The sequence below is a fragment of the Pseudomonas sp. Sample_20 genome, assembly GCF_004307585.1.
Lineage (GTDB): Bacteria > Pseudomonadota > Gammaproteobacteria > Pseudomonadales > Pseudomonadaceae > Aquipseudomonas > Aquipseudomonas atacamensis.
Genome location: NZ_RCOA01000046.1, coordinates 1602 through 16617 on the forward strand (window position 1 = coordinate 1602; position 15016 = coordinate 16617).

At 63.2% G+C, this 15016-nt stretch carries 8 protein-coding genes; 5 read left to right on the forward strand and 3 right to left on the reverse strand.

The window, feature by feature from the left end; genetic code table 11:
* Positions 1 to 25: 25 nt before the first annotated feature.
* Genes D8U70_RS11850 through cbiE form a run of 3 tightly spaced genes read right to left on the reverse strand, consistent with a single transcriptional unit; the run spans position 26 to position 3040 of the window.
* Entirely contained in the window at positions 26 to 742 is a 717-nt protein-coding gene (locus D8U70_RS11850; protein ID WP_056787660.1) for a cobalt-precorrin-6A reductase, read from the reverse strand.
* A complete protein-coding gene (locus tag D8U70_RS11855; protein ID WP_130928943.1) occupies positions 739 to 1836 on the reverse strand; it encodes a cobalt-precorrin-5B (C(1))-methyltransferase in 1098 nt (365 codons plus the stop codon). The genes D8U70_RS11850 and D8U70_RS11855 overlap by 4 nt, the downstream gene beginning before the upstream one ends.
* On the reverse strand, positions 1829 to 3040 hold the full coding sequence (gene cbiE, locus D8U70_RS11860; protein WP_130928944.1) for a precorrin-6y C5,15-methyltransferase (decarboxylating) subunit CbiE: 1212 nt from the start codon (positions 3038 to 3040) through the stop codon (positions 1829 to 1831). Before cbiE ends, D8U70_RS11855 begins: the two co-directional genes overlap by 8 nt.
* 131 nt (positions 3041 to 3171) lie before the next feature.
* Here cbiE and cobG point away from each other — a divergent pair, with 131 nt between their 5' ends.
* From cobG to D8U70_RS11885, 5 genes are all read left to right on the forward strand, one after another.
* Complete coding sequence (cobG, locus tag D8U70_RS11865) at positions 3172 to 4470, forward strand: precorrin-3B synthase (RefSeq protein WP_277751265.1); 1299 nt, start codon at positions 3172 to 3174, stop codon at positions 4468 to 4470.
* Positions 4463 to 5089 carry a precorrin-8X methylmutase gene (locus tag D8U70_RS11870; RefSeq protein ID WP_122707798.1) on the forward strand — a complete coding sequence of 209 codons (627 nt, stop codon included), beginning with the start codon at positions 4463 to 4465 and terminating at the stop codon, positions 5087 to 5089. Before cobG ends, D8U70_RS11870 begins: the two co-directional genes overlap by 8 nt.
* Positions 5089 to 5820, forward strand: coding sequence for a precorrin-2 C(20)-methyltransferase (locus D8U70_RS11875; RefSeq protein ID WP_039757046.1), 732 nt, complete (start codon positions 5089 to 5091; stop codon positions 5818 to 5820). The genes D8U70_RS11870 and D8U70_RS11875 overlap by 1 nt, the downstream gene beginning before the upstream one ends.
* Entirely contained in the window at positions 5820 to 7520 is a 1701-nt protein-coding gene (cobJ, locus tag D8U70_RS11880) for a precorrin-3B C(17)-methyltransferase (RefSeq protein ID WP_130928946.1), read from the forward strand. Before D8U70_RS11875 ends, cobJ begins: the two co-directional genes overlap by 1 nt.
* 368 nt (positions 7521 to 7888) lie before the next feature.
* A complete protein-coding gene (locus D8U70_RS11885; protein ID WP_130928947.1) occupies positions 7889 to 14995 on the forward strand; it encodes a TcdA/TcdB pore-forming domain-containing protein in 7107 nt (2368 codons plus the stop codon).
* The last annotated feature ends 21 nt before the right edge of the window (positions 14996 to 15016 follow it).

Consider the following 15016-nt stretch of genomic DNA (forward strand, 5'->3'; position numbering starts at 1 on the left):
CGCTCCCACAAAGGGCCGTGCCGATTCAGTGGGAAAGGGCAGCGAGGACTTCAGCGACTGATTCAAACTCCCGATCAACCCCCGGCAACCCCGGCCGCTTCAACACCAGCACCGGCACGCCACGCTCGCGCGCCACTTCGAGCTTCGGCTCAGTCGCGCTGCTGCCGCTGTTCTTGCTGATCAGCACATCGATCTGCCTGCGCTCGAACAGCGCGCGCTCGTCTTCCAGCAGAAACGGCCCACGGGCGCCGATCACTTCGCAGCGCGCGTTGCCGGGATAGACGTCGAGGGCGCGCAGGGTCCAGAACTGGTGTGCCGGGATTTCGTCGAGGTGTTGCAGCGGTTCGCGGCCGAGGGTGAACAGCGGGCGGTGGAACGGTTCCAGGGCGGCGATGAGTTCGGCCCAGTCACTGACCTCGCGCCAGTCATCGCCTGCTTGCGGTTGCCAGGCGGGCCGGCGCAAGGCCCAGCAGGGGATGCCGGCGAGCTGTGCCGCGCGGGCGGCGTTGGCGCTGATTTGTGCGGCGTACGGATGCGTGGCGTCGAGCAGCAGATCGACGCCTTCATCGGCGATGAACTGCGCCAGACCCTCAGCGCCGCCATAGCCGCCGACCCGAACCTGGCAGCGCAAATCGCTCGGCACCCGGCCAACGCCAGCGAGGCTGTAGATATGTTGTGGGCCTAGCGTGCGGGCAATCGCCAGCGCTTCAGTCACACCGCCAAGCAATAGGATCCGTTTCATGCAAAACCTCCGGCATGCCCGACAATCCCGCCTTGACGATCAATGGCAAACACCTCGACCTGCACCTCTGCCGGCACCACGCTACGGGCGAAATTCAACGCATGGCGGCAAACCTCATCCCCCAAAGCGATGCCCGCCGCGCTGGCCATGGCCAATGCTTGTTGGCTGGTATTGGCTTCGCGAATGCCTTGTTGCAATGCCGCATCCGCGCCAATCGCCGCCGCCCACTCGGCCAGTTGCGGCAAGTCGATGCTCGAATGCCGTGAGTGCAGATCCATATGCCCGGCGGCGAGTTTGCTGATCTTGCCGAAGCCGCCGCACAGGCTGAGTTTATCCACAGGCACTTTGCGCAGATGCTTGAGCACCGCGCCGACAAAGTCACCCATCTCGATCAGGGCGATTTCCGGCAGGTCATAGACCCGGCGCATGGTGTCTTCGCTGGCGTTGCCGGTGCACGCGGCGATGTGCAGATAACCGTTGGTTTTTGCTACGTCGATGCCCTGATGAATCGAGGCGATGTAAGCGGCGCAGGAAAATGGCCGGACGATGCCGCTGGTGCCGAGGATCGACAGGCCGCCAAGAATGCCCAGCCGTGGGTTCATGGTTTTCAGCGCCAGTTCGGCGCCGCCCTCGACATTGACTGTGACTTCGAAGCCGCCGCCGTAACCGGTTTCGGCGGCGAGCAAGGCCAGGTGATCGCTGATCATTTTGCGCGGCACCGGATTGATCGCCGGTTCGCCGACGGCCAATACCAGGCCGGGTCGGGTCACCGTGCCGACGCCGACACCGGCGTTGAAGCGAATTCCCGGTTCGGCTGACAGGCGCACCTGTGAGTAAAGCAGGGCGCCGTGGGTGACATCAGGGTCATCGCCGGCATCCTTGATCGTCCCGGCTTCGGCGCCGCCCGCGCTCAGGCGACAGAACTCCAGGCGCATCTGCACCTGTTTGCCCTTGGGCAAAGTGATGTGCACCGCGTCGGCAGCGATGCCGGTGAGCAACAGGCGCGCAGCGGCGAGGCTGGTGGCGGTGGCGCAGCTGCCGGTGGTGAGGCCGCTGCGCAGGGGCGCGGGTTGTTCGGCGGTTTCGTCACGCATCGAGGGGTTTGACCAGTTCCAGCAGGGTGATCGGCAATGCCTGACGCCAGGTGTCGAACTCGCCAAGCGGTTGCGCTTGGGCGACATGGATGCGCGTCAGCTCACCGCCGTATTGTTCGCGCCAATGCATCAGGGTGACTTCGCTTTGCAGGGTCACGGCGTTGGCCACCAGACGGCCGCCGGGCTTGAGCCGGTCCCAGCAGGTCTCGAATACACCCTCACGGGTGACGCCGCCGCCGATAAAAACAGCGTCCGGCCGTTCGAGGTTATCCAGTGCTTGCGGCGCCTTGCCACGAATCAGTTGCAGGCCGGGTACGCCCAGCGCATCGCGGTTGTGTTCGATCAATTGCTGACGGCCCTCGTCGGCCTCGACCGCCATGGCACGACAGCTCGGGTGCGCACGCATCCACTCGATGCCGATCGAGCCGCTGCCGGCGCCGACATCCCAGAGCAGTTCGCCGGGTTTCGGCGCCAGGCGGGCGAGGGTGATGGCGCGCACGTCGCGCTTGGTCAACTGGCCATCGTGACGGAACGCCGAATCGGGCAAACCGGCGAGGCGCGACAGGCCGGCAACACCGGAGTCGGCCAGACACTCGACAGCGACGACATTGAGGTCGGCGACCGCTAGGTCGTCCCATTCACTGGCGCTGCGGTCGATACGCCGCTCGGCGGCACCGCCCAGGTGCTCTAGCACAGTCATGCGACTTGGGCCGAAACCACGCTCGCGGAGCAATTGCGCAACGGCGGCCGGGCTGTTGCCGTCATTGCTCAGCAACAACAGACGCACGCCGCTGAACAGATGCGCATTGAGCGCCGCCAGCGGACGCGCCACCAGCGACACAACCGTCACCTCTTGCAACGGCCAGCCCAGGCGCGCCGCCGCCAATGCGCAGGACGAAGGCGCGGGAATGATCGCCATCTCGGCGCTCGGCACATGACGCGCCAAGCTGGCACCGACGCCGTAGAACATCGGATCACCGCTGGCCAGCACGCAGACCGGCTCGCCACGCGACTCGAGCACCGGGGCGAGGGAAAACGGACTCGGCCACAATTGCCGCTCGCCGCCGATGCACGGCGGCAGCAGATCCAGCTGACGCTGGCCGCCGACGATCCGCGAAGCGCCCAGCAGAGCACGCCGGGCGTTCTTGCCCAGGCCCTTGAAGCCGTCTTCACCGATTCCCACGATCGTCAGCCAGGGTGACATCTATATTCCTCAAACGTGGCGTTCCGACGGGCAGACTTTTCATGCCGCCGGACAAAGCAGGCATAATACCGCGCCTTCGCCCGCGAATCGCCTCTGCCACGCAACCGGTCAGCCCCTTGAACGAACGCCCGATGTCCACCGCTTTACGCCCCTCGGCCTGCCCGGGGTTGCTGCGTATCGTCCAGGCACTGGACGGCGGTATCTGTCGGATCAAGCTTGATGGCGGTTCGATCAGCGCGGATCAGGCCGATGCGGTGGCCGCTGCCGCCGAAGCGTTTGCGAGCGGTGCGATCGAAGCGACCAATCGCGGCAATCTGCAGATTCGTGGCATCGGTGCGCAATCTGCAGAGTTGATCGAGCGCTTGCTGGCCGCTGGCCTCGGGCCAAAGAACGCCGCCGGCGATGATGTGCGCAATCTGATGCTCAGCCCGGCCGCCGGCATCGATCGGCAGATGCTGGTCGACACGCGCCCGCTCGCAGGGCAAATCCTCGACACCTTGCAAAGTCATCCGCGCTTCCATGAGTTGAGCGCCAAGTTCGCCGTGCAGCTCGATGGCGGCGAAGCGCTGGCGATGCTCGAGCATCCGCATGATCTGTGGTTGTCGGCATTCGAGCGTGACGGCGGTGTCCTCTGGGCATTCGGTCTGGCCGGTTGCCCGATCGATCGGCCTCTCGGCGCTGTGACCCAGGACGACGCTCACGCGCTGGTGGTCGCCGCGCTGGAACTGTTCCTCGACCTGGCCCAACCCGAGCAGACGCGCATGCGCCATCTGCTCGACGAGTTGCCCAGGCTCGCTTTTCTTGAATCGTTGCGCGAGCGCGTATCGCTCAAGGCAATCAGCAATTGGCAGCGCCCGGCGTCGGCAGACGCGCTGCACATCGGCGCTCATCAGCAGAATACGCAAGGTCGCTGCTACGTCGGCGCGGTGCCGCCACTGGGCCGACTTGATCCGGCGATGCTGCGTGGTGCGGCGCAACTGGCCCGACAGTCTGGCGATGGCAGTCTGCGCTTCACGCCGTGGCAGAGCCTGCTGCTGCCGAACGTGAAAGCCACGGATACCGACAACGTGCTTGAGCAGTTGCGGGCGTTGGGCCTGCTGACGACCGAGGCCGAACCACTGACAAGGCTGATCGCCTGCACCGGTGCCGATGGCTGCGGCAAAGGCCTGGCCGACACCAAGCAGGATGCCCGGCAACTGGCACCTCTGCTGCCAGCGGGACTCAATGTACACCTGTCGGGCTGCTCGCGCTCCTGCGCCGCCGCCCATTGCGCGCCAGCCACGCTGCTGGCCGTCGCCCCCGGTCATTACGACCTCTATTTTCGCGATGCAGCACAGCCCGGATTCGGCACGCTGCACGCCTGCAACCTTACTATTGAAGCGGCCGCGACCCTGCTCGACGCCCGCTCCCGGAGCCCCCTTGATGCTTGATTACATCCGCGACGGTCAGGAGATCTATCGCAACTCCTTCGCGATCATTCGCCGCGAGGCCAATCTGGCGCGCATTCCCGCCGATCTGGAAAAACTTGCGGTGCGGGTGATCCACGCCTGCGGCATGGTCGAGGCCGTCGACGGTCTGCAATTTTCCGAAGGCGCGGGCAAGGCCGGGCGCGATGCACTGGCGGCCGGTGCGCCGATTCTCTGCGACGCGCGGATGGTCTCCGAAGGCGTGACCCGCACGCGTCTGCCGGCCCATAACCAAGTGATCTGCACTTTGCGCGACGACAGCGTGCCGGAGCTTGCTCGTGAGCTGGGCAACACCCGCTCGGCCGCCGCGCTGGAGCTGTGGCGCCCGCACCTCGAAGGCAGTGTGGTGGTGATCGGCAACGCACCGACCGCGCTGTTCTACTTGCTGGAAATGCTCGACGCCGGCGCGCCGAAACCGGCACTGATCCTCGGTTTCCCGGTCGGCTTCGTCGGTGCTGCCGAGTCGAAAGCGGCACTGGCCGCCGACAGTCGCGGCGTGCCGTTCGTGATCATGCAAGGCCGGCTGGGCGGCAGTGCCATGGCCGCCGCCGCCGTCAATGCCCTCGCCACGGAGATCGAATGATGCAGGCCAAAGGACGTCTGATCGGCCTCGGTGTCGGCCCCGGTGATCCGGAACTGATCACCGTCAAAGCCTTGCGCCTGCTGCGCGAATCGCCGGTGGTCGCCTATTTCGTGGCCAAGGGCAAGAAGGGCAATGCGTTCGGCATCATCGAGGCGCATCTGGTCGAGGCGCAGAATCTGCTGCCGCTGGTGTATCCGGTGACCACCGAAGCGTTGCCGGCACCGCTGTCGTATGAACAGGTCATCAGCGATTTCTACGACGAAGCCGCTGTGGCGGTCGCCGAGCATCTGGACGCCGGCCGCGACGTGGCGGTGATCTGCGAAGGCGACCCGTTCTTCTACGGCTCCTACATGTATTTGCATGATCGTCTCGCCAGCCGTTATGAGGCCGAAGTGGTGCCGGGCGTGTGCTCGATGCTCGGCGGCGCTTCGGTGCTCGGCGCGCCGCTGGTGTATCGCAATCAGAGCCTGTCGGTGCTTTCCGGCGTGCTGCCCCATGAAGAATTGAAGCGGCGTCTGGCCGATGCCGATGCGGCGGTGATCATGAAACTGGGGCGCAACTTTCCCAAGGTGCGTCAGGTGCTGGAAGAACTCGGCCTCGCCGAGCGCGCGTTGTATGTCGAGCGCGCGACCATGGCCAACCAGAAGATCGTGCCGATGGATCAGGTCGAGCCGATGTCCTCGCCGTACTTCTCGCTGATCATCGTCCCGGGCGAACGGTGGCAAGGTTGATGAACCAAGCGACTCCCGCCATCGTCATTCTCGGCCAGGGCAGCCTCGCCACGGCGCGGCGCATTCAGCAGGTCTATCCGGCGGCGCAGGTCCATGGCCTTGCCGGACGGGTTGAAGGCGCCGACAGCCGCTATGAGGAATTCGGCGCGACCCTGCGCGCGTTGTATCAGCAGGACACGCCGATCATTGCCCTGTGCGCGGCCGGCATTGTGATTCGCACCTTGGCGCCGCTGTTGCTGGAGAAAGGCGCCGAACCCGCCGTGCTGGCGGTGGCCGAAGACGGCAGCGCGGTGGTGCCATTGCTGGGTGGACTCGGTGGGGTCAACGTCATGGCCCGGGAGATTGCGGCGGCGCTGCAAGTCGCGCCGGCGATCACCACCAGCGGCGAATTGCGCTTTGGCACCTGCCTGCTCAATCCGCCAAGCGGCTACGCACTGGCTGATCTGGAATCGGGCAAACGCTTCGTTTCCGATCTGCTCGCCGGGCACAGCGTGCGCATCGAAGGCGCGGCGCCGTGGCTGGATCAGGCGCAGTTGCCGCAGGATCCGCAGGCGCAGCGGTCGATTCATGTGAGCAGTGCGCAGCGGGTGGCCAGCGCCGATGAATTGCTGATTTACCCGCGCAGTGTGGCGGTGGCAGTGAGCGCTGACGTGGCGGATCTGCCGAACGCCATTCGCGCTGCGTTGCAACAGGCCAGCGTCGCCGTGCCGGCACTGGCGTGTCTGGTGGCAGCAGACGCTGAAATGGCCGCATCGAATCTGCGCGAGGCTGCGCTCGAGTTGGGCGTGCCGCTGCGCTTCGTCGCAGCGCAAAACGATCTCCAGGCATTGGCCCGGGTTGCAGTGCCTGCGGCGAAGGTGATCAGCGCAGAACATCTGGCGATCGCGATGGCCGAGCAACCGCTGGACATCGCGCAGATCGGCCGCCCGCGTGGTCGCCTCGCGGTCATTGGCCTTGGCCCCGGCGCCGCCGAACTGATGGTGCCCGCGGTGAAAGCCGAACTGGCCCGCGCCACCGATGTGCTTGGCTATGAAACCTACGTGCGCATGGCCGGCCCGTTCCGCGATGATCAGGTGCAGCACTGCACCGACAATCGCGAAGAAATGCAGCGTGCCCGCCATGCCTTCAGGCTCGCCGCCGCAGGCCGCTCGGTGATCGTGGTTTCCTCGGGCGACCCGGGCGTATTCGCCATGGCCGCTGCGGTGCTCGAAGCCCTGCACGAATCGGACGATCCGGCGTGGCACAGCGTTGATCTGGAAATCCTCCCGGGCGTTTCCGCCTCGCTGGCCACTGCGGCTCAGGCCGGTGCGCCGCTGGGCCACGACTTCTGCGTGATGTCACTGTCGGACAACCTCAAGCCGTGGTCGATCATCGAAAAGCGTCTGGATCTGGCCGCCGAAGCGGATCTGGCCCTGGCGTTCTACAACCCGATTTCCCGGGCGCGCCCGTGGCAATTGGGCCGGGCGCTGGAGATCGTTGCGCAGCACCGCTCGCCTGAAACACCGGTGGTGCTTGGTCGGGACATCGGCCGGCCAGGGCAGACGCTGCGCACCACGACCCTGGGCGCATTGACACCGGAACAGGTGGACATGCGCACCATGGTGTTGATCGGTTCTTCGACCACCTGCACCTTCGCCCGTGCCGGAGGCGGTGAGTGGGTTTACACGCCGCGTTGGTATGGTGAAAAACCGCTGTCCTGAAAAAACTTCCGCTCATTCAATTTTCAGCCTTGGGAAAGTTTGAGCGGTTGTAAGTCCGATTGAAGTTTCAATTGTTTTCCACCAGCAATAACAAATGGTCATGTCCCACAGGGCAGGGCCATTTTTTATGCCCGACGGTCGCGCCGGTCCGCTAATTATTTCGCTGCCGTTACAGCGTACTGCTCCGGTGTTATCAGATATTGCCGGTGACAAGCTTTGTATTCCTTGTTGTTTGTGTGGCGCGTATTCGCCCACTAGGGTGCTGTGTTCACAGCACTTGTCGAGTGTCGTTCAAATCAATCTACCGCTCTGCAGCGGCGCGAAAGTGTGCGCGGTCAATGAGCCATTTAATAAACAAGGAGTGTGTAATGGCTTTGAAAAACGATTATTCGTTCGGGCGAGCGTTCATATCTGCGCAAGAGTATTCGGTGATCTCGAGGGCGTTACGGGAGTTCTCTGCCTCGGCGCAGTACCAAGCGCTTAACGACTGTTACCAGCAAGCCAGTCAAACGACCGATCCGGTGTCGTTGTTGACCCTGGCGAGCCTGTTTCAAGAGCAACTTGCAGCGCTGCTCAAACGCAAGAAAACCCCTGTCCCGGTGGCTGTCGATGACATTGCGCGCGGGCTGCAACGTTATCTGTCACGGCTTTCGACGACCGTGGAAATGTTGTCGGGGCTGACCCGGCCGGTTCCGAAGGTTATCCATTTCGTTTGGGTTGGCGGCAGCGAAGTCGGTGTCAATCAGCGCGATTACATGAATATCTGGCGCCAGGTGATGGCGGCGGAGGGTTACCGCTTCAACCTTTGGTACGACAGCGATGCGTTGCTGGCTTTCGAGATGAACCGGGTCATTCTCGACAGTGCCAGGGCTGATGCGATGACGTCCGGTGGCGCTGCACTCAAGCATGCCGGGCAACTGGCGACGATGATTGAAGACCGCGCACGGGTGTTGAAACAGCAGATGTTCGACTACCTCAGCCAGCCGAAGTGGAAGGGGCGAGCCGATCAAGCGCGCATCGATCTGATGGTGCGTGCTTATGGCAAGGACCGCGCGACGCTGCAGGCTTTTCGTCAGCGCTGCCTCGACAGCCATCTGGCGATGGTTGGCGCGGATCTGCAATTACGCGATGTATCTCACGCTTTTGCCGATGACTTGCTGGCGGACGTCTACCGTCGCGAAGTGTCGATGCGTGGCAATTTCGCTGCGGCGAGCGATGTAGTGCGCTTGCAGGCGGAACTTCGTGAAGGCGGGCGTTATACCGACATGGATTATCTGCCGCCATTGCTCGACAAGTTGGGCGGTGTCGATATCAGCGATTACAGCCAGACGCAGAAAATCGGTGTTCTTCAACTTCTGTTGAACAACAATTCGCAGTTGCTGCCTGGACGCGATCCACAGCATTACCCCGACAGAACCGGCAGTCTCCCAGAACAACATAAACAACTTCTCGAGGATTTTGCTCGCAGCAAACCGGACGTGCTTGAACTGTTCGTGCCGCCACAGACCGTGGAGGCCGGCGAGAACGGCTTTCGCATGGGGCTGCAAATCGGCGAAGAAATGAATGCACATTTCATCGCCCAGCCGGGCAGCGGCATGACGATGTCGATCATGCAAGTCATTCGGCTTAATTACGACGTGCTTACTGAAGTTGAAAGACGCATGGCCAACTCGGGATCCGGGTGGGCCGACAGTGAAACCCTGACCACGGTCGCTGCGGCAGTCATCGAAGAGATGTTGGTCAGGTCGAACTTCACCAACTGGAATGAAGTTTATGCCTACCAATTGCTCAAAGCGGTTGTCAGCTATTACCAGGACGGCATTCGTAATGACGCGGGGGGTACGGTAGCGCTCACCGGCCCGGGCGCGGCCCTCGCCGGATTGCATGAATACATCGAAGCCAATTGCGATCCGTATTTCACTCGTCAGGTGCTGGCGCAACAGCGTCTGCGCGAGGGCTATAACGTCAATACCGAAGAGGAAACCATTTCCGGCTGGATCGTCAGGGGCACGGAAAAAGACTGGCTGGAGATGGAACACGCCCGCTGGGCCGAGGGCAAGCTCAAATCCCGTTATGCCGGACGCTTGTCCGACCTGCTCAGCGATCGAAGCCTGACCTTCGAGCGCGGCTGGCCCGTTGTCGAAGGCAAACCGGTGCTGTTGACCGCGGTGCTGCAACGTTTGATGGATGATCTGGGCGAGCCGTTCATTCGAGCGATGCGAGACAAGCTGAGCGGGGAGGTTACCTTCGATCAAACCGTGGTCATCGACTTCGACACCCGCCAACAGGTGCTGGCGCAAGGACCTGTCGTGGTGCCGACTTCCCGTGGTGCGGATTCCATCAGCCATCTCAACGAACTGTTCAGCCGCATCGCCCACGGAACGCTGCCGCTGGAGCAACTGAGCCCCGCGATGCGGGTCGTGCTCGGGGGGATTTTCGGCGCGACGAGCGTGGACGATGGCGGGTTCGCCGATACCTGGCAACAGGTGCGCGACCTGGCCATCGCCACCGACCGCGACGGCACTTTCGCGCGCTACGATGCGATTGAAAAAGCCGTGCGCCAGCGCCGCTCGGCGGCGTTCGAGAACGGGCTGGAACGCGACCTGCCGACGGCCTCATCGACGACCCGCGAGCTCAAGGTGCAAGCCATGTCCGAGCCGCTGACGCTGCGCCAGTGGGGCGAGCGTATCAGCCAGATCAAGCGCAGCGCCCGGCAGGAGTTTCGCACGCAGATCTTGCAGCGCAGCGGCCAGGTGCGTGAGGTCTTTTTCAAGGCTGGCGCGCTTTCGGTCAAGCAGTTGCCGCAGGATCTGTTGCAGCACAACGCAGGCGACCCGGGGCGCCGCTGTTATCCGCTGGCGCTGCTGATGGGCGCCGCCGTTGCAACTGGCGAGCCGGCGGAGCGGGCGTTGGTCGGGCATGTCGCCAACGCCGGCGCGAGTCCCGACGAACTTGGCTCGCGGGCGTTGCGCAGTGCGCTGGACGAACTGCGCGCCTTGCCCACCGGCGAGGTCGGCAGCGCTCGCGGCGTGCAACGCATGGACAGCATCATGGCTGCGCTTGACGCCAGTGCGGCACCTGCGGTGCTGCTGCTCGACACCGGCGACCACGCCCTGCTGCTGGCCAAAGTGCGAACCGGTGAGCACGCGGCCTATCGCTTCTACGACCCCAACTTTGCTCTCTACGGATTTGCCGATGGCGCGCAGTTGCAGCGTGGCGTAGAGCATTATCTGAGCGCAGACGATAACGCGCTGGCGAAGCTTTATGGCCTGGGCGATGCGGCCAATGCGCCATTCAACGTGATCGAACTGGACACCTCGGCGATCGCCGAACGCAGGCTGTCATCGGATCTGCGCGTGGACAGTTTTCTGCACAACGCAGCACTGGCCGATCCGCAGGGAGCGTCGATCTGGCACAAACAAGCGCTGGCCCGCACCCGATCTCTGGGCGAAAACGCTCGACTGGGCGCCAGTCTCGCGCAACTGGATGCACGCTACTGGGCCAGCGAGTTCGAGCAGGCGACCGAGCGCTTGCGCCGTGAGCACAAGGTGGCGCGTGATTACGTGCCCTTGCTCGACACCCTCAGGAGCAACGCCGACGGCGGCCACAGCATTACCCTGATCGATCCGCGCAATGCGCAAAACCCCCTGACGGTGATCACCCGCGATTCGCGCTTTCAGAAACTCAGGCAATACGTCGAACGACTCGTGCAGGGCGGTGCGGCCAGGCCCGGGCAGACGGCTGACCACGACGGGGGCAGCCGGCTGAGTTTTGCCTTTGCGATCCAGACGCTGATCAGTGAAATGCGCCAGCGCGAGTACCGCGCTGGCGATACCGTGCCGGCGCTGACTGTTGCTCTGCAGATCCAGGTGTACGTCAGTTATGCACAGCTGGGCTTTGGTGTCGCCAGCGATGCTGTGCAGATCGTCCAGCTGGTGCGTCAGGCAGCAGCGGCCGAGCGGGCGTTGCAGCAGGGCTCATTCGCCGCACGCCTGGCAGGACAGGCCGCCACGGGGGTTGGTGTGGCATTTTCCGTGGCCAATATCGGCTTCGACATCTACAACCTGACGCAGGCAGAGAATCATGAGCAGCGAGCGCGGTTCTCCACGTCCCTGGCGTTCAACACGGCGGCGCTGGGTCTGGATCTTGTCGCCCTGGCGGCGGGCGGAACGGTGGCCGCGTTCGCCGCAGCGCTGGCCGTGCCGCTACTGGGCGTGGGGATCGGGGTGACCGCGATTGCCAGCAATCTCGGGCAGATCATGGACAAGGCTGCGGCCATTGGCGAGCACCTCTCGCAGATTCACGACGCTTATCAGCAATCTTACGAACGCGCTGGTGCGGTCTTGCAGTTCCCCGCACTGGCCGTGATAACCGAGGTGGATCTGCACAGCAGAAGGGTGGCGTTCGAGGGGCAGAAGTTTTACCCCTGGAAAGGCAGGGCGCTGGAGCTGCCGCAGTACGACGATGATCCAGCCAGGCGACATGCCGCGATCAACATCCCCAGAGCCTTTCAACGGCCTGCTGTCGGCAGCGTCTGGGGGACGTTGCCCGAGGCGCTGGTGCTGCCCTGTTCACCCGTCTGTTACTACGGCTACGAATATCAGCTCGGCAGCGCCGGGGCCGTGCCTTTTTCCACGACCCGCTATCCGCGGTTGCATGACCGCCTGGCACATCAGCTGGAATATGACGCGCTCGGTAACCGGGTGTTCTACCTGTTCAGTACGCCGTTTGCGCCGCACATACTCTACAAGCTGCATCCGGTCTTCATGGCCACGACGATCAAGGTGCAGTTGAGCGCTGAGGTCAGCCAACTGGTGGTTCCGGACCTGCCACCAGAGTGGCGCGAGAAGATTGCCTACCGGATCACCGCACCGCAGGGGCAATACCGGATTCGATTGGCGCCAGGCCTGCTGGCGGTGAATTTCGAACAAGCGCAGGGCTGGGAACGGGTGACATGGACGGTGCAAGCGTCCTGGGCCCGGGTGGAACAGGTCAGCTTTCGGGAAAAGCCACGGGACAGCATCGACAGCGCACCTGACATGCTGGTCGATGGCCTGGTGTTGAATTGTTTTGACGGCGTCATCGAGCTGGCCGAGGGGCTGTTCCGGATCGACTGGACGGGCCGCAGCCTGCATCTGATCGGTATTGTTCTCGACTACGAAAACGAAGCTGCGGATCAGCAGCGCAGCGCCAACATGGCAGCCAGCGGCATCCCGGCGCCGGTTCTGCGCTATCTGCGCGCTCAGGTCACAAGCGGGCAATTGACCGCAGCGTATTTGCCGTTACGTAACTTCAGAGTGCCGTTCAATTCGCCCGGCCAGCCAGTGGTGACCACCGGCTATTACGACACTGCGCGGGATCGGGTGCTGTTCGCACGTAATCTGCCGCAGGAAGTCAACGAGGGCGTGGTTCTGGCAGGCGTCAGCGCGGGCCATGCGTGGTTTTATCATCCCGATCATCCATCGCTATGGCGGGTCGATGTGCTGACCGGCACCGTCCAGCATCTCTACCGACTGAAAAATCCGCGTATGGGATCGACGATCATTGGCTGCCAACAACAAGCCGATGGTGCGCTGCGGATTGCGCAGAGGCTGACGGCAGAAGCGTTGCATGGCACTACCACCATCGAGTATCGGATTACCGCTCAGAAGGTGGAGCTGACGGCTTGCAAGATCACTTTTGCGGCAGAGGATTATCGGTTCGAACCGCGCGAAGCGCTTCGACAAATCGATGCCCCGTTCAGGCGCGAATCGCCAGACACGCCCGCCAGCAGCAGCGGCTGGTCTTATGCTCCGTTCATTGTCGTGGAAGGCTATGCCGGGTTGCGGCTGCGCGACCGGGCCTGGCTGAACAAGGCGACGGGCAAGTGCATTCAGGCCGGGCAGGACCGTTCCTGGCCCGAGGACTTGTTGATGCTGACGCCGTCCAATCCTGAAAACAACGCAGTGCTGTTCTATAGCCCGCAGGAGCGGACGATCAGCCGCGGCATCGAACCCCGGGTCGGGCATTGGCAGAATGTGGTGATCGAACACGATGTGGTGGAGGTCACTCAGACCAATCAGCGTTTCATCGCGACCAAGGCGGACGGCCGACTGTTCGAAATCGATATCGTCGACGTGCCGGCAGCGGCAGCGATCGACGACGCGATTGTGTTTCAGTACGGGGTACCTTCCCTTGCCCACAGAAGCGATGAGGCGTGGCTCGATCAGGCCGTTAAGCCGTCGGTTCTCCGCTTCGCCGGTGTCGGGCCGCGTTGGCTGCAGCGACATCCCGATTGGTTGAGCGCATTGCCCGCGCTGGCCACGAAAGCGCCGTTGCTGCCGTTGCCGATCTTCGGTTTACGTGATGTGGCAGGTCAGGCGTTCCTGGCGGCATGGTGTGTCGATGGCAGAATCGCTGTGGCTGATATCGGTCAGGGCAAGGAGCTGGCGCTGCTCGGTCTGACCCCGGATAACAGCGCGGTCTGGTTGCTTGAAATCAGCACCGGACAACTTTATCGCCAGCCGCTGATGGCGATCGAAGCACTGCGGGGAGTGTTTGCCGAGGACCATCGTTTGCTGAAACCGCAGGCGCTCGACAGGCCTGAAAATGTCTGGACGTCATGGACTTTTGCTGAGGTGCGGCGCCAGGGTGAAGGGCTGGTCGCGCAGACCCTTGATGGGGTGCATCTGCAATTGCTGGATAACCAGCCGGCAATGATCGTAGGCGTGGAAAATCGCTGGTCTCATGTGCCGGGGCACAGCGATCAAGGGTTACGTGCGCGCCTGCGAGCATTGTTGCACGGGCATGCCCACGCGCCTGTCGTACAAGTGGCAAGTGCAACCGGACGCTATCTGTATTACCTGCCGCAACTTGACCGGCTGTTCGATCTGGCCGGTCGCAGTGACGGACAGTGGTCGGCATTTCTCGGTACGCGCGGGTCGAAGCAGCCGATGCTGTTCGACCCGGTCGACCAGTTGATTTTCAGCGCCGGCCCGAACGACGGCGTCTGGCTGCCCGGCAGTTATGCCCATCGCGACGCCGAAGTCCTGGCGCTTGAGGTGGGTGATGACATGACAGAGATCGAGCCATTGCTGCCCGAAGGCGTCGCCAGGCTGCTGCTGGCTTACGGTGCGCAGACCTCGGGTTATCGGCTGTCGCAAGCGTCCTTCCAGCGCCTGGACTGCATCGTGCTCGATGGACGACAGGCTACAGATGCTGAAACGGCAGAACCTTGCCTGCTGGATCTGGATCTGGACGAATGCGGGCATTGGTGGATGTCACGGGTCGATGACGATGTGGTACTGACCGATCCGGACTCCGGGCACAGTCTGATCTTGCGTAATTTCGACGGACAACGCCCACTGCTACTGATGCTGCCCATTGCCGGGCGGCCACACACGTTCACGCTGGCTCAAGGGCTGCAAGCGTTTGCCACTGTGCGCGGCGCAGAAGCAACGGTCAGCCTGACAGCGGTGATCGCAGCGCTGCGCTGAGGTCGCTCCGCACAGCAAAAC